This is a genomic window from Williamsia sp. z34, from assembly GCF_059553395.1.
In genome coordinates, this window is the sequence record NZ_JCANWW010000002.1 from 159,253 (window position 1) to 185,201 (window position 25,949).

Consider the following 25,949-nt stretch of genomic DNA (forward strand, 5'->3'; position numbering starts at 1 on the left):
GGGAAGTGGTGCTCGACGAACACGAACGGCGGGCCTGGGCATACCTGTCCGCCGTCGCCGAACCGCCCAGCGCGGCTCTGCGGACCCTGATCGCCGATGTCGGGGTGAGGGAGGCGGCCAAGGCCGTCGCGACCCGGGTGGTCCCGCCCGGGCATGCGGGGGTGCTGGCGTTGACCGAGGCGCGTTATGGCGTGAACACCGCGGACGAAGACCTCGGTACGGTGGCGCGGCTCGGTGGCAGGTTGGTGACACCGGACGACGCCGAGTGGCCGGGATGGCAACTGCTCGCGCTCAGCAAGGCCGACACCGCTGCCAAAGGCGGAGAGCCGTTGGCGCTCTGGGTGCGCGGGCCGGCGCAACTCGACGAGGTCGTCGACCGTTCGGTCGCGATCGTGGGGTCGCGAGCGGCGTCGGGGTACGGCGAGCATGTCACCGCGCTGATCTCGAATGGGTTGGCCGCCGAGAGCTGGACGGTTGTGTCGGGTGGGGCGTACGGGATCGACGGCGTGGCCCACCGGAATGTGCTTGCCTGCGAGGGGATCACGGTCGCCGTGTTGGCGTGCGGCATCGACCGTGACTATCCCGCCGGACACGCGCGACTGTTGTCCGAGATCGCGCGTACGGGGATGGTGGTCAGTGAGTACGCGCCCGGTACCACCGCGGCCAAACATCGATTCCTGACCCGGAACCGGTTGGTGGCGGCGCTGTCCTCGGCAGTGGTTGTGGTGGAGGCCGGTCAGCGCAGCGGTGCGGCGAACACCGCGGCCTGGGCCCGCAAGCTCGGAACACCGCTGGGCGCGGTACCCGGGCCGGTCACTTCGGCGACGTCGGTCGGTTGCCATCGGATGATCGCAGACGGCGTCGCGCAACTGGTCACCGATTCGCGGGACGTCTTGCGCCTGGCGCAGCCGGAGGGTGCGAGTTCCACGGTGCCCGAGGCCGGTCCGCTCGGACGTCGCACCGACGATCTGGATGCCGACCAATTGCGCGTCTACGACGCCGTCCCCGCCACCGGGACCCTGACCATCGGCGAGATCTCGTTTGCGTGCGGACTCGACGTCCGGAAGGTCCGATCGGCGTTGGCGGTCCTCGAGGCCCGAGGAATGCTCAACACCAACGGTTCCGGGTGGCGGCTGACGCGCGGTCGGTGACACCGGCGTCAGTGATCGGGTGATCTCACGGTCGGCGTGGAACGCCGGTCACCATTCCGATGATCACGTCGGACAGCGCGGTCGGCAACAATCCGACCAGTGGTGCCGAGATCTTGTTCGCAACGCCCACCACATGGCGGGCGCGGGGACGTTTGGTCGTCAGGGCCGACTCGATCGACGCCGCTACCAGGTCGGCCGGGACCGCTGCCTTCTGCGCAGCCGAGATCGTCTTCCGGTACCCGTCGATGTGCTTGGTGTACAAACGGCGGTTCGCCTCCGAGAGGTCGGTGAGGCTGTTGTCGAGGGTGGACTCGGCATCACGCCAGATATCGGTATCGGTCTGGCCGGGTTCGATCAAAACGACGCGGATATGCCAGGGCCGCAATTCGATTCGCAAAGCATCCGCCAGTCCTTCCAGGGCGAACTTGGATGCGTTGTATGCCCCGGTCATCGGTGTTGCGATCCGGCCGCTGACCGACGACACGAAGATCACCCGCCCTTCGGCGGCTCGTAGGCGGGGCAGGACGGCCTGTGTCACCGCATGCTGGCCGACGACGTTCACCTCCAGTTGATGGCGCAGTTGGTCCGGGGAAATGGTCTCGACCGGACCGCCGACAACGACGCCGGCGTTGTTCACCACGGCGTCGAGGCGATCGGGCAACACGTCGGCGAGCGCGCGGATCTGATCGGCATCGGTGACGTCGAGTGGGATCGGCGTGATCCGATCCGGCGATGCGTTTTTCAGGTCGAGGCCGGCTGCCTCGTCGCGCACTCCCGCGTATACATCCCATCCCGCGGACGCGAGTCGTAGAGAGGTTGCGCGTCCGATTCCCCTGGACGCTCCGGTGATCAAGATCGTTGGCATGGGACGACCGTAGCGGCGCGCAGGTGTGATCCGCACTACTTAGGGTCACCTATATTCGGGTACGGTAGATCGGGTGGTCGGAGCCGCCTGACGAAGACCGTCGGCCCACCGCCGTTGATGAGAGGACGTATGCGTGGCGAAGCGCGAGAACACGATGACGGTTCAGCGAACCGAACAGCTCACACCCCACCTGGTGCGGGTGTACCTCGGTGGCGCCGGATTCGACGACTTCCAGGCGAACGACGACACCGACATGTACATCAAGTTCATGTTTCCGGCCGAGGAAGCGGAGATCACCAAACCTCGCGGACTGCAACGGATCCGAGCAAAGCTTCGTGCCGATGAACCGACGATCCTGCGTACCTACACGGTCCGGCGGGTCGACCACGTCGCTCGCGAGATCGCGGTTGACTTCGTCGTCCACGGTGAGCAGGGCATCGCCGGGCCCTGGGCGGCCGCCGCCCGGCCCGGTGAGGAGATCCGGTTCCTCGGGCCCGGTAGCGGATACCGCCCGAAGGCGGATGTCGACTGGCATCTGCTGGCTGCCGACGAGGCCGGGCTCCCGGCGCTGGCGGCAGCCCTCGAGTCCATGCCCGACGGCACCGTCGTGAAGGCCTTCATCGAGGTCGCCGGACCCGAAGACGAGGTCGACCTGATCGCGCCCGACACCGCAGAGATCGTCTGGCTGCACCGCGGCGTCGGTTCCGATGCCATCACCGACGAACTCGGCGGCGCCAACGCCCCGATCGTCGCCGCCGTTCGGAACGCCGAGTGGCTGCCCGGTTCGGTACAGGTGTTCATCCACGGTGAAGCCGAGGTCGTGATGCAGAACCTGCGCGGGTACATCCGCAAGGAACGCGGTGTGCCGGCGGTCAACGCATCGATCAGTGGATATTGGCGTCGTGGGAACACCGAAGAGGGATTCCGCCAATGGAAGGCCGGTCAGCGCGCCCTCGAGAGCGCCGGCTGACGACCTCCCACCCCCGATGATGTGCGGTTTTGGCGAGCATTTGCCCAGGTCGACATAACCAAAAGGGCACAGTATCGGGGGTTGGGGTGTGGCGGCTTGCGGCCGTCGGCCCAGATCGGTTGGCTGAGCGGGTGAGTGCATCGATCATCGACGACTACGAGAGCTACCTGCGGCTCGAATGTGGGCACAGCGAGCACACTGTGCGCGCCTACCTCGGCGATGTCCGCTCGCTGGTCAGTTTCGCCGGTGTGCGGGGTCTGGCCCCGTCGGCGATCGACCTGGCCACCCTGCGGGCCTGGCTGGCCGCCCACAGCAAAGACGGCGCCGCGCGGACGACCATCGCGCGGCAGGCGTCATCGGCCAAACGATTCACTGCCTGGGCCACCCGGGAGGGCGTCCTGGCCGCCGATCCGGGGACCCGTCTGCAGGCGCCGAAGGCGCATCGGACACTGCCCGGCGTCCTGAGCGCCGACCAGGCGAGCGCCGCCCTGACCCCGGCAGCGCCCGACCACGATCCCGACGATCCGATCGCGCAACGCGATCAGCTCATCATCGAGTTGTTGTATGCCACCGGCATTCGGGTCGGCGAGCTCTGCGGACTCGACCTCGCGGACGTCGACCGCTCGCGCAATGTCCTGCGCGTCATCGGCAAGGGCAACAAGGAGCGGACCGTGCCGTTCGGTACCCCGGCCGCAACCGCCATCGATCGGTGGCTGCGCGGGGGGCGTCCGGCGCTGGCCCGACCCAAGGCCGGTGACGCCCTTCTGGTCGGATCCAAAGGCGGACGCCTCGATCAGCGGATGGCCCGGACCGTGGTGCACAAGGTGCTCGGGGCCCTGCCCGGTGCGCCGGATCTCGGGCCGCACGGTCTTCGGCACAGTGCTGCCACACATCTGCTCGAAGGCGGTGCCGACCTGCGAGTGGTGCAAGAACTGCTCGGTCACGCCAGCCTCGCGACCACCCAGCTCTACACGCACGTCAGCGTCGAGCGCCTGCGGAAAGTTCACGACCAGGCGCACCCGAGGGCCTGAGGCGCTCAACCGTCGCCCGGCTGCAGCGGTTTGAGGCGCACCCGCACCAGGCCGAGCAGGGCCAGGGGATCGAGATACACCGCTGAGGACCCGGCGCCCCGGCGGGCACCCCAGTGCAGGCACCCGGTGCGACATCCGGCATGTCCGGATTCGAGGACCCCGATCGGTGATCCCCGCCCGACCACGGCGCCGGCCCGCACCGAGCCGGCAACCGGTTCGTAGGTGGTCAGCAAACCGTCCGCATGCCGGATCGACACCACCGGTTTGCCGGCGACCGGACCCGAGAAGTGCACGACCCCGGCACCCGCGGATCTGACCACTGCGCCGGGGACGGCTGCGAGGTCCACACCCCGGTGTCCGGGAAGCCAGCGCTCGGCGGGCGGTTCGAATCTGCGCAGTACCGACGGCACGGGGGACAACGGCCAGCCGTAGGCCAGATCGCGGCCGACGGTCGGAGCGCCGGCCGCGGCGGGCGTGAACGGCGCGTTCAGCAGTGAGACGAGGGCCAAGACAGCGCCCGTCGACACTGCCGCCCTACGCAGTCGCCCCCAGAAGCCCATGGTGACGAGCCTGACCGGCGGCAGGGGATAGCGCCAGGTCAGAGACCCGTTTGGGGAGAACGGGAGTGATCATCCCCAGTTGCGCGAAGGGTCTTGACAACCGGCGGTACGGGAAGCGTGGAGGCGATTTCTCCTACCGGCCCGGCGCGCGTAGACTCAGATGGCGCTCTCGCCTCGGCGGGAGTGACTTCGCGCGCCTGCGGTCGGCTGACGTCAGTCCGTCCGACACGGGGTGTGGGCAGTCCTTCTTCGCAGAGGGTTCCACACCTGACAGGTGCCAGGGTCGGCAACCAACCGGATGCCGACGTCAAACTGCACATGAAAGTGAACACATGGCTGTCGTAACCATGAAGCAGCTGCTGGACAGCGGCGCTCATTTCGGGCATCAGACCCGTCGTTGGAATCCGAAGATGAAGCGATTCATCTTCACCGATCGCAACGGCATCTACATCATCGACTTGCAGCAGACGCTGACCTACATCGACAAGGCGTACGAATTCGTCAAGGAGACGGTTGCCCACGGTGGCACCATCCTCTTCGTCGGTACCAAGAAGCAGGCTCAGGAATCCATCGCCGCAGAGGCCACCCGCGTCGGCATGCCGTACGTGAACCAGCGCTGGCTCGGCGGAATGCTCACCAACTTCTCGACCGTCCACAAGCGCCTGCTGCGCCTGAAGGACCTCGAGGCAATGGAGCAGACCGGTGGCTTCGAAGGTCGCACCAAGAAGGAAATCCTCATGCTCACGCGTGAGATGACCAAGTTGGACCGCACCCTCGGTGGTATCCGGGACATGGCCAAGGTTCCGTCGGCCATCTGGGTCGTCGACACCAACAAGGAGCACCTCGCGGTCTCCGAGGCTCGCAAGCTGAACATCCCGGTCATCGCGATCCTGGACACCAACTGCGATCCCGACCTGGTCGACTACCCGATCCCGGGTAACGACGACGCGATCCGTTCCGCCGCACTGCTGACCCACGTGATCGCCGCTGCGGTTGCCGAGGGTGTGCAGGCACGCGCCGGCCAGGGTTCGTCTGACACCAAGCCCGAGAACGCAGCCGGCGAGCCCCTCGCCGAGTGGGAGCAGGAACTGCTGACGGAGGCCACCGCCCCCGCCGCAGAGGCTCCGGCAGCAGAGGCTCCCGCCGCTGACGCGGAAACCCCTGCCCAGGCCTGATCCACTTCTGGTCCAACAACTTCCAGGAACATTCGACAACAGGAGGCTCGCCCACCCATGGCGAACTACACCGCCGCTGACGTCAAGCGGCTCCGCGAACTGACCGGTTCGGGAATGCTCGATTGCAAAAATGCTCTGGCCGCCAATGATGGCGATCTCGACAAGGCCGTCGAAGAGCTGCGTATCAAGGGCGCCAAGGACGTCGGCAAGCGTGCCGAGCGGTCCACCGCCGAAGGTCTGATCGCCGCAAAAGATGGCGCGATGATCGAGATCAACTCCGAGACCGACTTCGTTGCGAAGAACGACGAGTTCCAGGCCCTCGCGGCCCAGGTCCTCGACGCTGCCGTTGCCGCGAAGACGTCCGACGTGGAGGTCCTCAAGGCCGCCAAGGTCGGCGACAAAACGGTCGACGAGCTCGTTCAGGCGCTTGCGGCCAAGATCGGCGAGAAGCTGGTCCTGCGTCGCGTCGCCTTCCACGGCGGCAAGGTTGCCTCGTACCTGCACAAGCGCGCGTCGGATCTGCCGCCGTCCGTTGGTGTCCTGGTCGAGTACACCGGTGACTCCGAAGCTGCTGCAGAGGCCGCTCGCGGCGCTGCGATGCAGGTCGCCGCGCTCAAGGCGAAGTACGCAACCCGTGACGAGGTCCCCGAGGATGTGATCGCTTCCGAGCGTCGCATCGCCGAGCAGACCGCTCGTGAGGAGGGCAAGCCCGAGGCTGCGCTCCCCAAGATCGTCGAAGGTCGCGTCAACGGCTTCTACAAGGACGTCGTTCTCGTCGATCAGGCTTCGGTCACCGAGTCGAAGAAGACCGTCAAGGCTGTTCTCGACGAGGCGGGCGCACAGGTAGTGTCGTTCACCCGTTTCGAGGTCGGACAGGCCTGATTTTTGTGCAAGGAACCCCGTGCGAATCATCTGATTCGCCGGGGTTCTTTTGCGCGAGGGTCCCGTTACGATCGAGCCCGACGCAGATCACCCAGATGCAGATCACAATGTGTGGGGCGCAAGAATCAATGTTGACGCACACCGGCACGACGAAGGGACACCCCACATGACCGAGGACATCACGCCCGAGCGCACCGGATTCAAGCGCGTGCTTCTCAAGCTCGGTGGCGAGATGTTCGGCGGCGGCAAGGTCGGACTCGATCCCGATGTTGTCTCGACCGTTGCCGACCAGATCGCCGAAGTGGTCAACTCGGGTGTCCAGGTGGCAGTTGTCATCGGGGGCGGCAACTTCTTCCGCGGAGCAGAACTTCAGCAGCGGGGCCTCGAGCGCTCACGTTCGGACTACATGGGCATGCTCGGCACCGTCATGAACTGCCTTGCGCTCCAAGACTTCCTGGAGAAGCGCGGCATCGTCACACGCGTGCAGACCGCCATCACGATGGGTCAGGTCGCCGAACCGTACATCCCGCTGCGGGCCGAAAGGCACCTCGAGAAGGGGCGCGTGGTCATCTTCGGCGCCGGTATGGGCATGCCCTACTTCTCCACCGACACCACCGCCGCGCAGCGCGCCCTCGAGATCAAGGCCGAGGTCGTACTGATGGCCAAGGGCGTCGACGGTGTCTACTCCGCCGACCCGCGGGTCGACCCCGACGCCACGCTCTACCGCGAGATCACCCACCGCGAGGTCATCGAAAAGGGCCTCAAGGTGGCCGACGCGACAGCCTTCAGTCTGTGTATGGACAACCAGATGCCGATGCTGGTGTTCAATCTGCTGGAGCAGGGCAACATCGCCCGAGCGGTCGCAGGTGAGAAGATCGGAACACTGGTCAGCAGCTGACCGGTCGCCATACCCCACACCAGCACCAGCACACGACAACGGAGGACACCATGATCGACGACGCGCTCCTGGACGCCGAGGAAAAAATGGAAAAAGCTGTCGGTGTCGCGCGTGACGACATGGGCTCGGTCCGGACCGGACGGGCCAATCCGGCGATGTTCAACCGGGTCACCATCGACTACTACGGCTCGCCGACCCCCATCACGCAGGTTGCTTCCATCAACACCACCGAAGCCCGCATGGTGGTCATCAAGCCGTATGAGGCCAGCAGCCTGGGGGCCATCGAGACCTCCATCCGCAACTCGGATCTCGGCGTCAACCCGACCAACGACGGCAACATCATCCGGATCTCGATCCCGCAGCTGACCGAAGAGCGTCGACGCGAGCTCGTCAAGCAGGTCAAGTCGAAGGGCGAGGACGCCAAGGTCTCGATCCGCAACGTGCGCCGCAAGGCGGTCGACGAGCTCAAGCGCATTCAAAAAGACGGTGAAGCCGGCGAAGACGAAGTGACCCGCGCGGAAAAGGATCTCGACAAGACCACCGCGTCCTACGTCAACCAGATCGACGAGCTGGTCAAGCACAAAGAAGCGGAACTGCTTGAGGTCTGAGTCACCCACCGGTGACGTACCTCTGGCGGTGACTGAAGGAGCAGGGCATCAGGTGACCGATACGAATCGGCCGCAGGGCATACCGGACCCGCAGCCCAAGGGCTCCACGTCCCGGGCGGGACGTGATCTGCCCGCAGCCATCGGCGTGGGCGGAACGCTTGGTGTGTCGCTGATCCTGATCCTGATCTTCGTGCCCGAGGTGTGGTTCCCGGTTGTCGCCGTGGCCATCGGAATCGCCAGCTGGGAGGTCACCAAGCGGCTGCGCGAGAGCGGCATCAACGTCGCGCTGATCCCGATCCTCGTCGGCGGTCAGGCCATGATGTGGGTGAGCTGGCCCTGGGGCGTCACCGCGTCGATCGTCGCGTTGGCCGCGACCGTTCTGGTCTCGATGATCTGGAAGCTGCTCGAACAGGGCTTGCAGGCTGCTCCGACGAACTATCTGCAAGATCTTGCCGGCACCACACTGGTGCTGTGCTGGCTTCCGCTGATGGGGTCGTTCGGTGCGTCGATGGTCCTCGAAGACAACGGCGCCGCCCGCGTGTTCACCCTGATGATCGTGGTGGTCTGCTCGGACGTCGGCGGTTATGTGTTCGGTGTCCTGCTGGGCAAGCACGCGATGGCGCCGGCCATCAGTCCCAAGAAGTCGTGGGAAGGGATGGCCGGCTCCCTGGTCTTCGGTGTTGTCGGGGCCGTACTGACCATCGTGTTCGTCGTGGACGCCCAGTGGTGGATCGGACTGATCCTCGGGCCGGTCCTGGTCATCTGCGCCACCCTCGGCGACCTTGTCGAATCCCAGGTCAAGCGCGACCTCGGGATCAAGGACATGGGCACCCTGCTGCCAGGCCACGGCGGCATCATGGACCGCCTCGACTCGCTGCTGCCCTCCGCATTTGTGGTGTGGGCGATCCTGGGCGCCCTGCTGTAGTCGAAGCCAGGGACGCCCGGGACTCAGAACTGTCCGGAACTCAGGGTTGCGACCTCTTGACGGCCCGGCGGACCTGCAACATCCGCAGGCTGCCGACGATCGCGGTGATCACCGCACCCAGAATGGCTGCGATCAGCAGGCTGACCCCGAGAGGCAGATTGACCGTCCAGAAGAACAGGTCGATGTTCTGGCTGTCGAGATTCTGCACGATGAACACCAGCAACATCAGAGTGATCACCGCGCCGACGATCAGGCCGACCCAGGCGGCGCGGGTACGGGTGTGCTTCACGTCGTCCAGGGCCTGACGGCGCAGTTCCTCCCGGTGATCGGCGACGGGGACGTCCCCGCCCACCGGCCCCGTGTCCGGGGGAGTGTGGTCCGGGCTCACGTAACCCGCGGGTTCCTGCTGGTATCCATCTGTCGGCTGCGTCATATGTCTATGGTCCTCTGTCTTTTGTCCGACGACAATCACAGTGTCGAAATTGGCATCTGCGACCGATCTACGTCACGCTTTAACCATGACAGTTCCACTTCCGCTGGTGTTTGACGCGCCCAAACGCGGCATGCCTCCACAACACCTTGCAGACCTGGACGCCGAAGGACGGATCGCCGCGGTCGCAAAACTCGGTTTGCCGAAGTTTCGTGCCGACCAGCTGGCCCGTCAGTACTACGTACGGCTCAACGCCGATCCGGCCGAGATGACCGATCTACCTGCGGCGATGCGCGAACCGGTGGGTCAGGCGCTGTTTCCCCGGCTGATGACCGTGGTCCGGCATGTGGCCTGCGACGACAACACGACCCGCAAGACCCTGTGGCGGCTGCACGACGGCACCATGCTCGAATCGGTGCTGATGCGCTACGCCGAACGCACCACGCTCTGTATCTCGAGTCAGGCCGGCTGCGGCATGGCCTGCCCATTCTGTGCCACCGGGCAGGGTGGTCTGGACCGCAACCTCTCCACCGCCGAGATCGTCGATCAGGTCCGGTCGGCGGCCCGGGCGATGCGTGATGGAGAGCTGGGCGAGCCCGGCCGCCTGTCGAACGTGGTGTTCATGGGCATGGGTGAGCCGCTGGCCAACTACAAGCGCGTGATCGATGCGGTCCGGAAGATCACCTCGCCTGCTCCCGACGGTCTGGGTATCTCCCAGCGGTCGGTGACGGTGTCCACGGTGGGCCTGGCTCCCGCGATCCGCCGGATGGCCGACGAAGGCCTCACCGTCACGCTCGCGGTGTCCCTGCACACGCCGGACGACGAACTGCGCAACACGCTGGTGCCGGTGAACAACCGGTGGTCGGTGAAAGAGGTACTCGACGCCGCGCGCTACTACGCGGACAGCACCGGTCGCCGGGTGTCGATCGAATACGCCCTCATCCGCGACATCAACGATCAGCCGTGGCGCGCCGACATGCTCGGCGACAAGCTGCGCAAGGCTCTGGGCCCGCTGGTCCACGTGAACCTGATCCCGCTCAATCCGACACCGGGTTCGAAGTGGGATGCCAGCCCGAAACCCGCCGAGCGAGAGTTCGTCAGGCGAGTTCTCGCCCAGGGTGTGTCGTGCACGGTCCGCGACACCCGGGGCCAGGAGATCGCCGCGGCCTGCGGACAGTTGGCGGCCGAAGAGAAGTGAGCAGCGGCATCCGGGTCCGCCGGGTGCAACCGAGCTGCATCCGGGCTGCAACCTCCCGGCGCGATCGTTGAACTCGAATCATTACCGATCCGAGTCCAGGAGTCACGCCATGACCAGCACCGCCTCACCCGACACGTCCGATCCAACGGTCGACCGGTTCGCCGACGCCGTGTTCGCAGATCTGCTGGGCGCGCAGAACATCTCTGCGCTCTATCTCGGTGATCGACTCGGCTGGTACCGGACACTTGCGGCCGAGGGGCCGATGACCGCCGACGAGCTCGCCCACCGCACCGGCACCGTCGCCCGGTACGCCCGCGAATGGCTCGAACATCAAAGCGTCGCCGGATACATCACCGCGTCGACCGAATACGAACCCGTCCGGTTCGCGCTGCCCCCGGCGCACGCAGAGGTCCTGGTGAACCAGGACAGCGTGAGTTACATGGCGTCGATGTCACGTTTCTTCGCCGCCACCGGCGCGGCTCTGCCGGCTCTGATCGAGGCGTACCGCCACGGTGGTGGCGTGTCGTGGCAGCAACTCGGCGCCGATGCCCGAGAGGCGCAGGCCTACGCCAATCGGCCGTTGTTCCTCGGCCGGCTGGCGCAGGAGTTCATTCCGAAGGTGCCCGACCTGCACGATCGGTTGCAGTCGACCGGCCGGGTGGCCGACATCGGTTGCGGTGAAGGGTGGTCGGCGATCGCCTTGGCGTTGGGTTACCCGGAGATCACGGTCGACGGCTTCGACGTCGACGCCGCGTCGATCGCTGCGGCCACCCGTAATGCCGCGGCCCACGGCGTGGGGGACCGGGTGCAGTTCCGGATCGCCGACCTCCGGGAATCGGAGCTGTCCGGTCGATACGATGCGGTCTTCGCGTTCGAATGCGTCCACGACCTGTCCGACCCGGTGGCCTTTCTCGCGACGGCGCGACGGATCGCAGCGCAGGCCGCGCCGGTGGTGATCATGGACGAGCGCACCGCGGAAACCTTCTCCGCCGATGCCGGACCCGTCGAACAGCTTCTCTACGGATTCTCGATCCTGTGCTGCCTGCCCGACGGCATGTCCGACCCGGACAGCGCCGCGACCGGGACGGTGATGCGACATTCGACGCTCGAAAGTTACGCTCGCTCAGCCGGATTCGATGGGGCGTCGGTCATCGACATCGAACACGACCTGTTCCGGTTCTACCGGCTCCAGTGACGGCGTCCGGTGATCGAGCAGGCGCCGGATCTCGGTGACCGCGATCCGGCCCGCAGTCGCCAGATCGCGGGCCGCGCCTGCCGCGTATTCGGTGTCGAAGGCCTCCGCGCCGAGCGCACTGCGCAGGGCCGTGGCCGCGTCCCCGAGTCGGGTGGCCTCGCTCCCGTAAGACGGGGTCAGGTCGGGGCCGGACAACGCGCCGATGAGCTGGGCGGCGGCACGGTCGGCGCCCATGGCGCCCATCGTGGACGCCAGGTTGCGCATGGTTGTCAGCAGATGTGACCACGACCCCGTGCCGAGCCAGTGTTCGATGACCTCGGCATACCGCCTCAACGCCGATGCCGGATCGCCGGTACGGGCCTGCAGACTGACCGCAGATACTCTCGCGACTCCGGCCACGTAGCGGCTCTCGACGGAGTCCGCGAGCTCGATCGCCCGGTCGAATGCCATCCCGGCCGTTCTCGGATCATCGTCGAGGACGGCTTCACCGTGGATGTAGTGCAGCCAGCTGGACTGCGTGGGACTGAGTTCGCGGTGGGCCAGGGCCTCGTCGAGGGCGTGCACTCCGGCGACGGCGTCGGCCCGTCGGCCGCCGTACGCGAGGGTCATGATCTGTCCGGCACGTCCGATCAGTTCGTAGTACACGTCGCCGGCTGCGGCACCGATGTCCACCAATTCGCCATAGTGGTCATTCGCCGGGTGAAGGTCACCCTCGAACAGGTCGCAGTCGCCCAGGGCTTCGAGCGCGTGCATGCGGGTGCGGGCGTCGGTGCCCGTGCGCAAGGCGCATTCGGCTCGTGCCCGCGCCGAATCGAGTTGCTCGGCGATCACCAGCCGGTAGGCCGAGGTGGCGTCGACGGCGGCGGCGAGTTCGGGCCGGTCCTGGACCAGCGGAGTGAGCTTTCCGGCCCAGCCGAGCAGCTCGGTGTGCAGACGTGAGACCCCGAACCAATGCAGATCCACCGACAGGGCCACGGCGGCTTCGATGTCGAGAACCCGGGCCCGGCCGTGGGCAACACGCAGTTCGTCGATCAACCCGGTCAGGCGCATATGTGCGCGGCGCTCATCGGCGGTGTGCAGGGTCCGTGCACACTCTGCCGCGACGCCGCCGTAGTGGCGCAGGTGCGCTCGCAGTGTCTCCTCGTTCGGCTGCCCGATCACCGACCGGACCGTCCGCAGCATGCGGTAGTAGGTTCGGCCGGTACGGATCTCGGTGGACAGCAACGATTGCCGGGCCAGCAGATCGATCGTCGCCGGGTCGACCCGGAGGATGGCGGCGGCGTCATCGGCGCGGACCGATCCCGCGAACACAGTCCACTGATCGAGGGCCTCGCGGGCGTCGGTGGGCAGCAGGGCACGAGACCAATCGATGGCAGCCTTGAGGGTGCGGTGCCTGGGTTCGCCGCCGCGACGTGCCAAAGGCGCCGCGTCTGTGGACCCCGTTGTGCCGGAACAGATCTGGTCGGCCAGGTCGGCGACCCCCAGCGTTGCCAGTCTGGCGGCGGCCAATTCGATGGCCAGGGGCAGACCGTCGAGACCTCGGACGATCCGGTCGACGATCGCGGGGTCGGCCTCGTCGAGCGCCCCCGGGCGGGCCGCGGCCGCGCGTATGGAAAAGTACTGTTGTGCGGCGGGATCGACGCCGTCGGTGCCCAATGGCCGCAGTGGCCATCCGTATTCGCCGGGCATCCCCAGTAGCTCACGGCTGGTGGCGATGATGCGCAGCGAACCGCCGCCACCGCCGAGTAATGCTGCGGTCACCGCGCAGACCGCGTCCAGTACATGTTCGCAGTTGTCGAGGAGCACGAGCAGATCGAGGTCGCGGGCCTGACGCAAGGTCTCCAGGGGATCGCCGGCGTCGCTGGTCAATCCGATACCGGTGATCACGGCTTCCGCGACCGCCCCCGGATCTGCGATCGCGGCGAGTTCGACCACGCGCACGCCGGCGCTGCCCAGGCCGCGGTGACGATCGACCACGGCCCGGGCGACCGCCGTCTTTCCCACTCCACCGGGCCCTACGACGGTGACGAGATTCGACCGATCCAGCAGGGCCGCGATCGCATCGAGGTCGCGGGTTCGGCCGACCAGGCCGGCATCGGAACGCGGGTCACGGGGCAGGGGGGCGGCCGTCGGGGTGTCGTATGCGGCCCGCTGCGCGCGGTGCAGCTCCTCCGACGGTTCCAGGCCGGCGTCGGTCAGTGCGCGATGGGCGCGGCGAAAAGTGTTGAGCGCCTCGGCTTGTCGTCGTGCCGCGGAATAGGAACGCACCAGTAACACCCAGGCGGGGTCGTGAAGGGGATGCTCGGTGACGAGTGCGTCGGCCTCGACGATCGCGCTGTCGTGATCGCCCGCTCGCAGCAGTGCATCGGCGAAGTGTTCACGCGCACTGATCCGCATCAATTCGAGTCCGTGCGCGGTCGCGGCGATCTGGGGTGAACCGGCGAGTTCTCCGAATGCCCTGCCGCGCCACAGTGCGAGTGCGCCGCGTAGTTGCTCGGCAGCGGTTGCGGCCGGCAGGTCTGTGGCCACTTCCGTCGCGGTGCGGAACTCGGCGGCATCGAGACGGATCCGGGTCCGGTCCAGCGAGTAGCCGGCGGCGGTGGATGTGATCACCGGACCGAGCGATGCGCGCAACCGGGACAGGTAGCTGCGAAGGGTTCGGTGCGCCGACTCCGGGGGAGCCGAACCCCACAGGGATTCGATCAGTGAATCGGCGTCGACACATAGGCCGAAGTCGGCCGCCAGGACGGCAATGACCGTGCGCTGGCTCGGACTGGTGGGGGTCACATCCACACCGGTGGAGCTCAATACCTGAATCGGCCCCAGGACGCGTATGTCCATGCCGACGAGGATAGGCGCGCCACCCCCGTCGGGTAGATCAAAGTGCTACTTGCGCTTCTTCCACTTTCCGCGGGAGACGATCTCGTCGCGAACGAGGATGAAGATGATCAGCGCGGCGAATCCGATCAGGTAGAAATCCTCGACATGGCCCTCGTGGTTACCGATGATCATGGCGAGCAATGCGACGACCGAAACCCAGGCGGCGATCTTGAACGTCTTGATGCCCTCGCCGTGCCAGCCGAACCGAGCTGAAGGCGCTTCCGCGGGTTCGGGCTTGTACTCGACCTCAGTGCTGGCCACGATTACTCCTGCTGGTTTCGATCCGACTTTTGCTGCGCTGAGCATATCGTGACCGGATGGGGGCCGGCCGCTGTGGTCCCATCAATGCCGGATGTTCGGCGCGGCGCCTCGCTCGACCGGCGGCGTTGCCGGGCCGGTGCCAGAATGATCCGGTGCCGATCGAGAATCACGCCCGCGCCGACTATCCGAGAGATCTGATCGGATACGGCCCCACACCCCCGAACCCGCGCTGGCCCGGCGGAGCGAACGTCGCGGTCCAGTTCGTCCTGAACTACGAAGAGGGGTCGGAGAACAGCGTCCTCGACGGTGATCAGGGGAGCGAGACGTTCCTCTCGGAGATGACCGGAGCCACCGCATTTCCGAACCGGCACATGAGCATGGAGTCGCTGTACGAATACGGGTCGCGGGCCGGTTTGTGGCGGGTGCTGCGGGTGTTCGAACGCCGAGGGCTTCCGTTGACCATCTTCGCGGTCGCACAGGCGATGGCCCGCAACCCCGAGGCCGTGGCGGCCTTCCTCGAACGCGGCGACGAGATCGCCTCACATGGCTTGCGCTGGCTGAACTACCAGCTCACCGAGCCCGACGTCGAACGTGAACACATCGCCGAGGCCATGGAGATCCTGACCGAACTCACCGGTGCCGCGCCGCTGGGCTGGTACACCGGCCGCGACTCCCCGAACACCCGGAGACTGGTGGTCGAACACGGTGGCCTGCTCTACGACTCCGACAGCTACGCCGACGACCTGCCCTACTGGGTGAAGGTTCCGGTGGGCGAATCGCAGGTCGACCATCTCGTGGTGCCCTACACGCTCGACACCAACGACATGAAGTACGCATCGCCGGCCGGGTTCCCGTCGGGGGACCAGTTCTACGCGCATCTGAGGGACGCATTCGACGTCCTCTATGCCGAAGGCGAGGCCGGGGCACCCAAGATGCTCTCGATCGGCCTGCACTGCCGGCTGGCCGGACGTCCCGCGCGCACCGCGGCCCTCGAACGCTTCCTCGATCACGTGCAGTCGCACGAAAAGGTCTGGATCACGCGTCGCATCGACATCGCGCGGCACTGGATCGCGACCCACCCGCCGACCGGGTAGACCAGAGTGCTGACGATCACGTCACCCGATCTCTGTCATCGCCAAGCACAGTGTTGCGCCTGCGGCGAGCAGGTAGCAGCCGGGAAACGCGATGTTGTGGAACACGTGTGCCCGGGCATGGAAGATCATGGCGCCGACGAAGAAGAGGACCAGTCCGGTAGAGGCGGCCAGGACGAACTGTGGTGTGTTCGTGACCAGCCCGATCAGGACACCGAGGGCTCCGGCCGCCTTACAGACTGCCAGCCACGGTAGCCAGGCGGCCGGGACGGACACCTCCGAAGAGTTGGCCAGGACAAAGGGGGCTCGGAACCAGTCGGCGACGGCCACGGCCGCATTCATGGCGACTGTGACGCCGGCAATGGCGAGATAGATTGTGTGCATGGATCTTTCACGTCCTCTGCGATGCTGCGGATCGACTTGCCATAAGGTCGGGTCGGGTACTCCGTCCGATGTCGCCGCCGGGTATCCGGCGGCACCACTTCGACGCCGGTGACGCCCGAAAGGTGACCTTCCGTGGATCCGGACCTGCTGATCACCCAGTTCGAGGTGCACCGCGTCCACCTGCGCGCGGTTGCTCAACGGATCACCGGGAATCTGTACGACGCCGACGACGCGCTGCAGTCGGCGTGGATCAAGGCCCGGTCCACCACACCCGAGACGATCGATCGTCCGGCAGCCTGGTTGACGACCGTCACCTCACGCGAGGCACTCGACATCCTCCGACGCCGGCAACGGCGGGCCGAGGTCGACATCGAACGACTCGAGAACCGGCCGGCCGGCGGGCCGGAGCCGGAGGCGGAGGCGCTCTGGGTCGAGTCCGTCGGACGCGCGCTGCTCGTTGTCTTGGACCGGCTCTCGCCCGCGCAACGGGTGGCTTTCGTGCTGCACGACCTGTTCGCTGTGCCGTTCGAGGACATCGCCCTGGTGTTGCAGCGATCACCGGACGCAGCGAAAAAGCTCGCCAGCCGGGCGCGTTCTCGCGTCCGGCCGGCGCCCGAGGACATCGCTCCGGTGGCCGACACGGCCCTGGTGCAGGCCTATCTCGATGCCTCCCGCAGCGGCGACATCGCCGCACTTCTGACCTTGCTGGCCCCCGATGTGGTGAGAATCGCCGACAGCGCGTTGCTGCCGGCGCATGTGGCAGCGGTGGTCCGGGGCAGTGCTGCCGTCGCTGATCAGACCCGGTACTTCCGCGACCGGGCAGCGGTCGCGGACGTCGCGCTGGTCGACGGGCATCCGGCCGTGATCATCGCGCCCCGGGGGCGACTCGCGGCGGCGATGCTGTTCGCCATCGAGGGCGGTGTGATCCACGAAATCCGAGTTGTCCTGGCCGGCACCCTGGCCACGGCACGGATTTCGCCGGCCCCTTCGCCGGGTACGTGAGGTGACAGTTGCATCGATCGAGGACACTGGAGGGGTGACCACACGCGTTCTCATCCTCGGCAGCACCGGATCGATCGGCACCCAGGCGCTGGAGGTGATAGCCGCCAACCCGGACCGCTTCACGGTGGTCGGCCTCGGCGCCGGTGGGGGAAACGTGGATCTGCTCGCCGAACAGATCGTCGAACTCGGCCTGCCCGGTACTTCCGTGGCCGTGGCCGACCCGAACAAGGCCGACAAGGTCGCCGCGCTGGCGGGTGTGGATGGTATCCGCAGCGGGCCGGACGCCATGTGTGAGGTGATCGAGAACGTCGAGGCCGATGTCGTTCTCAACGCGGTGGTCGGTTCGCTCGGTCTGCGCCCGACACTGGCCGCGCTGGCCTCCGGTGCGCGGCTGGCTCTGGCCAACAAGGAATCACTGGTCGCCGGCGGCGCGCTGGTGCTGGCCGCGGCGGCGCCGGGTCAGATCGTCGCAGTCGATTCCGAGCACTCGGCGATCGCGCAATGTCTGCGCGGCGGCACCGCCGACGAGGTCGACCGGCTGGTGCTCACCGCCTCCGGCGGACCGTTCTACGGCTGGGACGCAACACAACTGGCCGATGTCACGCCGGAGCAGGCGGGCAAGCACCCGACCTGGTCCATGGGCCCGATGATCACACTCAATTCGGCGACGCTGGTGAACAAGGCACTCGAGGTGATCGAGGCGCACCTGTTGTTCGGTGTTCCGTACGACCGCATCGATGTCACGGTCCATCGGCAGTCGATCGTGCATTCGATGGTCACCTTCATCGACGGGGCGACCATCGCCAAGGCGTCGCCGCCCTCGATGAAACTGCCGATCGCGCTGGCGCTGGGCTGGCCGGACCGGATCGCCGGTGCGTCCGCGCCCTGTGACTTCAGCCAGGCGAGCACCTGGACTTTTGCGCCCGTCGACAACGCCGTGTTCCCGGCGATCGACCTGGCCCGGGAGGCCGGGACCCGGGGTGGGTGCCTGACCGCGGTGTTCAACGCCGCCAACGAGGCCGCTGCCGATGGCTTCTTCGCCGGTGAGATCACGTTCCCGCGGATCGTCGGGATCGTGGGTGAGGTGCTCGGCGAGGCGGATCAGTGGTCCGCCGACCCAGGTACGGTGGATGACGTTCTTGCGGCCGATGCCTGGGCACGGAAACGCGCTACCGCGCTCGTTGCCGGCGCGCGCCGCTAAATGATCCAGAAGGGTAAGTACGACCGATGATGTTCGTCTTGGGCGTGGTGCTCTTTGCGTTCGGCCTACTGGCCTCGATCGCCTGGCACGAATGTGGCCACATGTGGGCCGCGCAGCGCACGGGGATGAAGGTGCGCCGCTACTTCGTGGGCTTCGGACCGACGATGTGGTCGACCCGCAAGGGCGAGACCGAGTACGGCGTCAAGGCGGTGCCGCTGGGCGGATTCTGCGATATCGCCGGTATGACCACTCACGACGAGGTCGCCCCGGAAGACGAGTCCCGGGCGATGTACAAGCAGAAGCCGTGGAAGCGGCTCGTCGTACTCGTCGCCGGTCCGGCGATGAACCTGATCCTCGGCTTCGTGCTCATCGTCATCATGGCGATCGCCTGGGGTCTGCCGAGCCTCAACGAGACGTTGCCGGCGAAGGTCGGCTCGCTGTCGTGTGTCGGGACGACCATCGAGAACAACGAACTGGCTCCCTGCACGGGCGCGGGTCCGGCGGAGCAGGCCGGTCTTCAGGTCGGTGACACCGTGGTGGCCGCGAACGGCGAGAAGATCAGCAGCACCACCGAGCTGAGCGAGGTCCTGCGCGCCGGTACGGATCCGGTGACCCTGACCGTCGAGCGCGATGGCTCCGAGCGTGAGGTCGTCGTCACGCCACAACCGGTGACCGCGACCGTGACCGATGAACAAGGCGTGCAGACGACCAAGGAAATCGGGATGGTCGGGATCGGCTACGACAGTGGCTGGAAATATCCGTCGGCGCTCGGCGCCGTACCGGCTGCGGCCGGCTTCACCGGCGACCTGATGGTGCGGACCTGGGAATCGTTGATCTCGCTGCCCTCGAAGATCAGCGACCTCTGGACGTCGGTCACCGGCGGCGAACGCGCTGCCGACACCCCGGTCAGCGTTGTCGGTGCCTCCGTCATCGGCGGCGACGCGGCCGATCACGGCGTGTGGTGGTTCTTCATCTTCCTGTTGGCCAGCATCAACTTCTTCCTGGCACTGTTCAATTTGGTCCCGCTACTACCCTTGGATGGTGGGCACATGGCGATCGTGGGCTACGAGAAGGTGCGCAACGCGTTGCGCAGCGCCCGTGGCCTGGCCGCCGGACCGCCCGTCGATTACATGAAACTGATGCCGATCACGTATGTCGTGCTGGTGATCATGGGTGGATACATGGCCCTGACACTGACCGCCGACATCGTGAACCCCATCAAGGCGTTCTAGTCGCAGCCGTCCCCGCTTCACAGTTCAGCCCCCATACAGATCAGGAAGTGACAAAACGATGAGTGCAGACGGAATCGCTATCGGTTTGGGCATGCCGTCCGCGCCGCCGCCGGTACTCGCGCCCCGCCGCAAGACCCGCCAACTCCAGGTCGGCTCGGTCCCGGTGGGCAGCGACCACCCGGTGTCGGTCCAGTCGATGACCACCACCAAGACCCACGACATCAATGCGACGCTGCAGCAGATCGCGGAGCTGACCGCCTCGGGCTGTGACATCGTCCGCGTGGCCTGTCCCCGTCCCGAGGACGCCGAAGCGTTGCCGGCGATCGCCAAGAAGTCGCAGATCCCGGTCATCGCCGACATCCACTTCCAGCCGAAGTACATCTTCGCGGCCATCGACGCCGGTTGCGCGGCGGTGCGGGTCAACCCCGGCAACATCAAGGAGTTCGACGGCCGGGTCAAAGAGGTCGCCAAGGCGGCCGGTGCGGCCGGGATCCCCATCCGGATCGGCGTCAACGCCGGGTCACTCGATCCGCGACTGCTCAAGAAGTACGGGAAGGCGACACCGGAGGCTCTGGTCGAGTCGGCGCTCTGGGAGGCGAGCCTGTTCGAGGAACACGGTTTCGGCGACATCAAGATCTCGGTCAAGCACAACGACCCGGTGATCATGGTCGAGGCGTACCGGCAGCTCGCGGCCGCGTGCGACTACCCGCTGCACCTGGGTGTCACCGAGGCCGGACCGGCGTTCCAGGGCACGATCAAATCGGCCGTGGCGTTCGGTGCGCTGCTGGCCGAGGGCATCGGCGACACCATCCGCGTCTCCCTGTCGGCCCCGCCGATCGAGGAGATCAAGGTCGGAAACCAGATCCTGCAGTCCCTGAACCTGCGCCCGCGCAAACTCGAGATCGTCTCGTGCCCGTCGTGTGGTCGTGCGCAGGTCGACGTCTACAAACTGGCCGAAGAGGTCAGCGCCGGACTCGAGGGCATGGAGATCCCGTTGCGCGTGGCCGTGATGGGTTGCGTGGTCAACGGACCGGGGGAGGCCCGCGAGGCCGATCTCGGTGTCGCCTCCGGTAACGGCCGCGGTCAGATCTTCGTCAAGGGTGAGGTCATCAAGACCGTCCCCGAGGCGCAGATCGTGGAGACCCTCATCGAAGAGGCGATGCGGATCGCCGAAGCCGCCGGCGAATCCGAATCAGGTGCACCGATTGTCACGGTGAGCTGACCGGGCACGCACCGGGCTGGCAGAATGACGTGAGTACGCGTAATCGTCTGTTGCGACCCTGGGAGCTGCGGTGCTGAAGCTGTTGGGTGACCGTCCGCTCGGTGAGCGGGATTTTTACGCGGTGACCCATGCCCTGGCCCAGGACCCGGTGGCTTCCTGCATGGTGGCGGCCCGGGTCGAAGACCACGGTATCCACCCGCGATCCCTCGGCGGCGAATTGTGGAGCAACGATCAGCCGATGTCGTCGCTGTGTTTCTCCGGTGCCAACCTGGTGCCGTTGTTCGGGACCGCCGACGATGTCCAGGTCTTCGCCGAACGGGCGGTCCGCAACCCGCGGGCGTGTTCCTCGATCGTCGGTCCGGCCGATCTGGTGATGCCACTGTGGGAGTACACCAGCGAATACTGGGGTCCGGCCCGGGAAATCCGTTCCAGTCAGCCACTTTTGGCGATGGCGAGTGAACCGGCGATCGCCGGTGACCCGCAGGTGCGTCGCGTCCGTCTCGACGAGATCGATGCCTATCTGCCCGCCGCGGTGGAGATGTTCATCGGGGAGGTCGGTGTCGACCCCTGCGCCGGCGACGGCGGGCGTTCGTACCGGCGGCGGATCGCCGGATTGATCAATGCCGGCCGGGCGTATGCACGGTTCGAGAACGGCGAAGTGGTGTTCAAGGCCGAGGTCGGCGCGCTATCTCGCAGTGTCGGCCAGATCCAGGGCGTCTGGGTGTCTCCGGACAAGCGGGGACTGGGCCTTGGCACGGCAGGCACGGCCGCGGTGGTCGAGGCGATCGTCTGTGGGGGAAGAACCGCCAGCCTGTATGTCAATTCGTTCAATATCGCCGCGCGCGAGGCCTATCGGCGGGTCGGGATGCACGAGGTCGGCACTTTCGCGACGGTTTTGGTCGACTGACCACGGATTTTCCTGCGTGGCAACCGGGTTCGGGTGCGCCACGCAAATAGCATGACCGGTGATGATAGGTTTCGCGCGCCGTTGGCCGGTCCAGATGTTTGTGGTTGTTGTCACCACCGTCGCCTTGTCGGGTACTGCCCTGGCCTGTGCCGCCGACGACAACGGGCCAGGTGCGGCCGCACAGCGCTTCCTGAACGCCTTTGCCGACAACGATCCCGAGCGGGCGGGGCAGTCGACCGACCGTCCCGATCCGGCGGCAAACGCGGTGAGCGCCACCTGGGACGGGCTGCGTGCGAGTGACATGTCGGCCGACGCCGGGCAGGTCAAGATCACCGGCGACACCGCAACTGTCCATGCCGATTACACCTGGGAACTTCCCGGCGAACAGAGCTGGGAGTACTCGGCGACCCTGCAGATGTCCCGGACGGACGCCGGCTGGGTCGTGCGCTGGGTTCCCACGGCCATCCACCCACAGCTCGGCGGCACCCAGACGATGTCGCTGCGGACCCTCACACCTGACCGGGCCCCGGTGCGCGAGAGCGACGGGACCAATGTGCTGGTCCCCGGAACGGTGCACATCATCCAGTTCGACGCAGCCGTGGCCGCCGAGTCGAATGCGGTGGCATCCACGGCAAGCGTGCTCGCCGACGCGTTGGGCAGATTCGAACCGGGCATGTCCGCGCAGGTCATCGCTGAGCAGGCGACCGGACGTGATGGCCCGTATTCGGTGATCACGCTGACCGAGCGCGACTTCGACCTGGTGCGCGACCGGCTGGCCGGGTTGCCCGGGGTCGACGCGATCGAACAGGCCGATCTGGTGGCACCCAACCCCGACTTCGCGCCGGCGTTGCTGGCACAGGTGAAGAAAGAGGTCTCGAAGGATCTTGACGGAGACGCCGGCTGGCAGGTCGTCTCCGTGAATCCCAATGGGGCAGACGCCGGTGTCCTGGCCCGGACACCTCCGGACCCGGCGCCGTCGGTCGAGATCAGCCTGTCGCGCCAGGTGCAGGAGGCGGCGCAACGAGCGGTCAACACCCGCAACGACTTCCAGGTGGCCATGGTCGTCATCCAGCCTTCCACCGGACGCATCCTGGCGGTCGCCCAGAACGAGCTCGCCGACAAGGACGGGCAGATCGCGACGATCGGCCTCTACCCGCCGGGGTCGACATTCAAGGTGGTCACGTCGGTCGCGGCGATGGAGACCGGTCTGGCGACACCGTCGACCATGGTCGGTTGCCCGGGCGAGATCACCATCGGCGAACGAAGCGTGCCCAACTACAACGGCTTCGCACTCGGGGTGGTGCCGATGCAGACTGCTTTCGCCCGGTCCTGCAACACCACATTTGCCGAACTCGCCAGTCAGATGGGTCCGTCCGACCTGACCCGGGCCGCCGCATCGATGGGCATCGGACCGGAGTATTCGGTGGTCGGACTACCGCTCGATTCGGGGTCGGTGCCCATCGCGCCGGACCTCGTGCAGCGGACCGAGGACGGTTTCGGTCAGGGCAAGGTGCTCACCAGTCCGTTCGGTCTGGCGATGATGGCAGCGACCGTGGCCCATGGTTCGACACCGGTTCCGCAGCTCATCCTGGGCCGGGACACCACCATCGCCGGTCCCCATCCGACGGCCGATGCCGACGCGATCAATGGGATCCGTCCGATGATGCGCGAGGTGATCGCGTCCGGGACAGCGCTGCGGATGGCGGATCTCGGGGTGGTCTACGGCAAGACCGGTGAGGCGGAGGTCGCCGGCGGATCGCATGCCTGGTTCGCCGGATATCGCGGTGACCTGGCGTTTGCGACGCTGGTCGTGCTCGGTGGCAGTTCCGACAACGCCGTGGCCGTAACCCACGAAATGCTCGCGGTTCTACCTGAGTGACCGCCACGTACTGGCTTTCTAAAAGACGCCCTGCCTATAATCTCCGAGATCGCCGCCATTTGCGGATTCCGCTGTCAGTGGAACCGTGGACGGATCACCGGCGTCAGATCATGACTCGGGTCGGCGGGGCACTAGAGGGGAGTGTCTCGCCGGCCCGGGTGACGTGTCGAGGTGTGTGACCTGTCCGGCAGAACCACCAGCTGACCGGTTTCGGGATGTTTCCACGTCAGTACCGGGTGGTCGTAGATCGTCGACAGGAGTTCGGCGGTCATCACCGACGCGGTGGGACCGGCCGCCACCAGCTTTCCGGCCTTCATCAGCAGCACCCGATCGGCATAGGCCGCGGCGAGCGACAGATCATGGACGACCATGAGAATCGCTGCACCGGCGGACCGGCGTTTCGAGAGCAGACCCAGCACACGTTCCTGGTGGTGGATGTCCAACGCGGCGGTCGGTTCGTCCAGCATCAGGATGTTCGAGTGCTGGGCCAGTGCGCGGGCAAGGGCGACCCGGGCCTGTTGCCCGCCGGACAGCTGGCTGAAGGGCCGGTCCCGGATCTCGAGCAGGTCGCACTCGGTCATCGATTCGTTGATGATCGCCGCGGACTCGGCGGCCTCCGGCGTCCGACTCCATGGGAATCGGCCCATCTCGACCACCTCATGGACGAGGAAAGGGATATCGGTGCGTCCCGACTGGGTGACCAGCGCCCGCAGGCGGGCCAGTTCAAGCGCGCCGATCTTGCTCAGGTCGGTGCCGTCGAGGGTCACGGTTCCCGCCGACAACGGTCGCAGACCGGTGAGCCCGGACAGCAGCGTCGATTTGCCGCACCCGTTGGGTCCGACCAGCGCGATGATCTCGCCGTGGTGCAACTCGAGGTCGATGCCTTCGACGATGCGTCGGCCATTGATCGTCACCCCGACACCGGATGCGCTGAGCGCGGGCACAGTCACCAGCCGACCCCCGCATGCCGGCTGCGCCGGAGCAACAGGAAGAACACCGGTCCGCCCACCAGCGAGGTGAGGACACCGAGGGGTAGGTCGGCGCCCTCGATCAGGGTCCGAGATCCCAGATCGGCCGCACAGACCACGATCGCGCCGCCGATGACACTGGTGGGCAGCAGGATGAGGTGGCGTGGACCGACGAGCAGCCGCATCACGTGCGGCACCACCAGTCCCACGAACAGCACGATGCCGGTGAACGCGACCGCCGCCGCGGTCAACAGCGCAACCAGGAAGATCGCCAGGCGCCGCACCGGTTCGACCCGGACACCCAGCGCCGCGGCCTGGATTTCACCGAGTGAGAGCAGGTCGAGCCGTCGGACCAGCAGCATGCTCAGGGAGATGCCGATGATCGCGATCGGCAGGACGACCCAGACCGGCTTCCAGCCGACGCCCTGCAACGAACCCAATTGCCAGAAGACGATCTGTTCGCGGTCGTTGGTGTCGGCGACGAAGGTCAGGAAGGCGATGATGCCCGCGGCGAAGGCGTTGACCGCGATGCCGATGAGGATCAGCATCACCGGCGAGGTGGCGCCATCACGCAGCGACAGCGTGTAGACCAGCGCCACGGTGATCAGCGCCGTGACGAATGCGGCCCCGGCCAGCCCCCAGACGCTCGCCCAGACACCTCCGGACACGATGACGATGCAGGCCCCGACGGCCGCGCCCGCGGACACCCCGATGACACCGGGTTCGGCCAGTGGGTTCGCCAGGACGCCCTGCAGCAGGCAGCCGCCGCACGCCAGTGTCGCGCCGACGAGCAGACCCATCACGATCCGCGGGAAGCGCACCGCCCACAGGGTTTCTTCACCGTTGGGTGAGCTGGGCATCGGGCCGATGTCGAGCCCGAGGTGGTGCATGACCGAGCCGAAGACCTCCGCGGGTGGGATCCGGACCTGGCCGACGGATGCCGACCAGCCGATCAGGACGACCAGCAGCACCAGCATCGCGACGATGATTGCCGTGTTGCGGGCAGTGGGAATCGCCCGCCCGCCGGAGGGCGC

At 66.6% G+C, this 25,949-nt stretch carries 25 protein-coding genes; 17 read left to right on the plus strand and 8 right to left on the minus strand.

Going from position 1 to position 25,949, the window contains the following annotated elements:
- The first annotated feature begins 8 nt into the window (after nt 1–8).
- Nucleotides 9–1,151 (plus strand): DNA-processing protein DprA, encoded by a 1,143-nt coding sequence (gene dprA / locus AC51GT_RS05060; protein ID WP_496328087.1) that lies wholly within the window; start codon nt 9–11, stop codon nt 1,149–1,151.
- Between the two features lie 25 nt (nt 1,152–1,176).
- Here dprA and AC51GT_RS05065 read toward each other — a convergent pair whose 3' ends face one another.
- The gene (locus tag AC51GT_RS05065; RefSeq protein WP_496328088.1) at nt 1,177–2,016 is read right to left on the minus strand and encodes an SDR family NAD(P)-dependent oxidoreductase; all 840 of its coding nucleotides are present in this window, start codon (nt 2,014–2,016) and stop codon (nt 1,177–1,179) included.
- 133 nt (nt 2,017–2,149) lie between these two features.
- Between AC51GT_RS05065 and AC51GT_RS05070 the strand changes: the two genes are divergently transcribed.
- Complete coding sequence (locus AC51GT_RS05070; RefSeq protein WP_496328089.1) at nt 2,150–2,986, plus strand: siderophore-interacting protein; 837 nt, start codon at nt 2,150–2,152, stop codon at nt 2,984–2,986.
- 131 nt (nt 2,987–3,117) lie between these two features.
- Nucleotides 3,118–4,017, plus strand: coding sequence for a tyrosine recombinase XerC (locus tag AC51GT_RS05075; RefSeq protein WP_496328090.1), 900 nt, complete (start codon nt 3,118–3,120; stop codon nt 4,015–4,017).
- Nucleotides 4,018–4,022: 5 nt separating this feature from the next.
- Here the strand turns inward: AC51GT_RS05075 and AC51GT_RS05080 are convergent, their stop codons facing one another.
- Nucleotides 4,023–4,577 (minus strand): M23 family metallopeptidase, encoded by a 555-nt coding sequence (locus AC51GT_RS05080; RefSeq protein ID WP_496328091.1) that lies wholly within the window; start codon nt 4,575–4,577, stop codon nt 4,023–4,025.
- Nucleotides 4,578–4,909: 332 nt separating this feature from the next.
- Here AC51GT_RS05080 and rpsB point away from each other — a divergent pair, with 332 nt between their 5' ends.
- The 5 genes from rpsB (at nt 4,910) to AC51GT_RS05105 (ending at nt 9,065) form a co-directional block, all read left to right on the plus strand.
- Entirely contained in the window at nt 4,910–5,752 is an 843-nt protein-coding gene (gene rpsB, locus AC51GT_RS05085; RefSeq protein ID WP_496325326.1) for a 30S ribosomal protein S2, read from the plus strand.
- A gap of 57 nt (nt 5,753–5,809) precedes the next feature.
- Nucleotides 5,810–6,634 carry a translation elongation factor Ts gene (tsf, locus tag AC51GT_RS05090; protein WP_496328092.1) on the plus strand — a complete coding sequence of 275 codons (825 nt, stop codon included), beginning with the start codon at nt 5,810–5,812 and terminating at the stop codon, nt 6,632–6,634.
- Between the two features lie 166 nt (nt 6,635–6,800).
- Nucleotides 6,801–7,532 carry a UMP kinase gene (pyrH, locus tag AC51GT_RS05095; protein WP_496325324.1) on the plus strand — a complete coding sequence of 244 codons (732 nt, stop codon included), beginning with the start codon at nt 6,801–6,803 and terminating at the stop codon, nt 7,530–7,532.
- A gap of 50 nt (nt 7,533–7,582) precedes the next feature.
- Nucleotides 7,583–8,140, plus strand: coding sequence for a ribosome recycling factor (gene frr, locus AC51GT_RS05100; protein WP_496325323.1), 558 nt, complete (start codon nt 7,583–7,585; stop codon nt 8,138–8,140).
- A gap of 52 nt (nt 8,141–8,192) precedes the next feature.
- On the plus strand, nt 8,193–9,065 hold the full coding sequence (locus AC51GT_RS05105; protein WP_496328093.1) for a phosphatidate cytidylyltransferase: 873 nt from the start codon (nt 8,193–8,195) through the stop codon (nt 9,063–9,065).
- A 40-nt stretch (nt 9,066–9,105) separates the two neighbouring features.
- On the opposite strand, the gene AC51GT_RS05110 is transcribed toward AC51GT_RS05105, so the two are convergent.
- The gene (locus AC51GT_RS05110; protein ID WP_496325321.1) at nt 9,106–9,498 is read right to left on the minus strand and encodes a LapA family protein; all 393 of its coding nucleotides are present in this window, start codon (nt 9,496–9,498) and stop codon (nt 9,106–9,108) included.
- A gap of 85 nt (nt 9,499–9,583) precedes the next feature.
- On the opposite strand from AC51GT_RS05110, the gene rlmN reads away from it, so the two are divergent.
- Both rlmN and AC51GT_RS05120 read left to right on the plus strand, forming a co-directional pair.
- The gene (gene rlmN, locus AC51GT_RS05115) at nt 9,584–10,693 is read left to right on the plus strand and encodes a dual-specificity RNA methyltransferase RlmN (protein ID WP_496328094.1); all 1,110 of its coding nucleotides are present in this window, start codon (nt 9,584–9,586) and stop codon (nt 10,691–10,693) included.
- A gap of 109 nt (nt 10,694–10,802) precedes the next feature.
- On the plus strand, nt 10,803–11,888 hold the full coding sequence (locus AC51GT_RS05120) for a class I SAM-dependent methyltransferase (RefSeq protein ID WP_496328095.1): 1,086 nt from the start codon (nt 10,803–10,805) through the stop codon (nt 11,886–11,888).
- On the opposite strand, the gene AC51GT_RS05125 is transcribed toward AC51GT_RS05120, so the two are convergent.
- Both AC51GT_RS05125 and AC51GT_RS05130 read right to left on the minus strand, forming a co-directional pair.
- Complete coding sequence (locus AC51GT_RS05125; protein WP_496328096.1) at nt 11,817–14,729, minus strand: AfsR/SARP family transcriptional regulator; 2,913 nt, start codon at nt 14,727–14,729, stop codon at nt 11,817–11,819. The two genes, AC51GT_RS05120 and AC51GT_RS05125, sit on opposite strands and share 72 nt — an antisense overlap.
- Nucleotides 14,730–14,774: 45 nt before the next feature.
- On the minus strand, nt 14,775–15,029 hold the full coding sequence (locus AC51GT_RS05130; protein WP_496325317.1) for a DUF2631 domain-containing protein: 255 nt from the start codon (nt 15,027–15,029) through the stop codon (nt 14,775–14,777).
- 152 nt (nt 15,030–15,181) lie between these two features.
- Between AC51GT_RS05130 and puuE the strand changes: the two genes are divergently transcribed.
- Nucleotides 15,182–16,123 (plus strand): allantoinase PuuE, encoded by a 942-nt coding sequence (puuE, locus tag AC51GT_RS05135; protein WP_496328097.1) that lies wholly within the window; start codon nt 15,182–15,184, stop codon nt 16,121–16,123.
- Between the two features lie 21 nt (nt 16,124–16,144).
- Here the strand turns inward: puuE and AC51GT_RS05140 are convergent, their stop codons facing one another.
- Nucleotides 16,145–16,504, minus strand: a complete 360-nt coding sequence (locus tag AC51GT_RS05140; RefSeq protein ID WP_496328098.1) for a DoxX family protein — start codon at nt 16,502–16,504, stop codon at nt 16,145–16,147.
- A gap of 132 nt (nt 16,505–16,636) precedes the next feature.
- Here AC51GT_RS05140 and AC51GT_RS05145 point away from each other — a divergent pair, with 132 nt between their 5' ends.
- The 6 genes from AC51GT_RS05145 (at nt 16,637) to AC51GT_RS05170 (ending at nt 23,947) form a co-directional block, all read left to right on the plus strand.
- Nucleotides 16,637–17,506, plus strand: coding sequence for a sigma-70 family RNA polymerase sigma factor (locus AC51GT_RS05145; protein WP_496328099.1), 870 nt, complete (start codon nt 16,637–16,639; stop codon nt 17,504–17,506).
- A gap of 34 nt (nt 17,507–17,540) precedes the next feature.
- A complete protein-coding gene (gene dxr / locus AC51GT_RS05150; protein WP_496325313.1) occupies nt 17,541–18,707 on the plus strand; it encodes a 1-deoxy-D-xylulose-5-phosphate reductoisomerase in 1,167 nt (388 codons plus the stop codon).
- Nucleotides 18,708–18,733: 26 nt separating this feature from the next.
- Entirely contained in the window at nt 18,734–19,939 is a 1,206-nt protein-coding gene (locus AC51GT_RS05155) for a M50 family metallopeptidase (RefSeq protein ID WP_496325312.1), read from the plus strand.
- A 58-nt stretch (nt 19,940–19,997) separates the two neighbouring features.
- A complete protein-coding gene (ispG, locus tag AC51GT_RS05160) occupies nt 19,998–21,161 on the plus strand; it encodes a flavodoxin-dependent (E)-4-hydroxy-3-methylbut-2-enyl-diphosphate synthase (protein WP_496328100.1) in 1,164 nt (387 codons plus the stop codon).
- Nucleotides 21,162–21,231: 70 nt separating this feature from the next.
- Nucleotides 21,232–22,068, plus strand: coding sequence for a GNAT family N-acetyltransferase (locus AC51GT_RS05165; RefSeq protein WP_496325310.1), 837 nt, complete (start codon nt 21,232–21,234; stop codon nt 22,066–22,068).
- A 61-nt stretch (nt 22,069–22,129) separates the two neighbouring features.
- Nucleotides 22,130–23,947: a penicillin-binding transpeptidase domain-containing protein gene (locus AC51GT_RS05170; protein WP_496328101.1), complete on the plus strand. Its 1,818-nt coding sequence runs from the start codon at nt 22,130–22,132 to the stop codon at nt 23,945–23,947.
- A gap of 131 nt (nt 23,948–24,078) precedes the next feature.
- Here the strand turns inward: AC51GT_RS05170 and AC51GT_RS05175 are convergent, their stop codons facing one another.
- Nucleotides 24,079–24,897 carry a heme ABC transporter ATP-binding protein gene (locus AC51GT_RS05175; RefSeq protein WP_496328102.1) on the minus strand — a complete coding sequence of 273 codons (819 nt, stop codon included), beginning with the start codon at nt 24,895–24,897 and terminating at the stop codon, nt 24,079–24,081.
- A complete protein-coding gene (locus AC51GT_RS05180) occupies nt 24,894–25,892 on the minus strand; it encodes a FecCD family ABC transporter permease (protein WP_496328472.1) in 999 nt (332 codons plus the stop codon). The genes AC51GT_RS05175 and AC51GT_RS05180 overlap by 4 nt, the downstream gene beginning before the upstream one ends.
- Nucleotides 25,893–25,949: the final 57 nt, after the last annotated feature.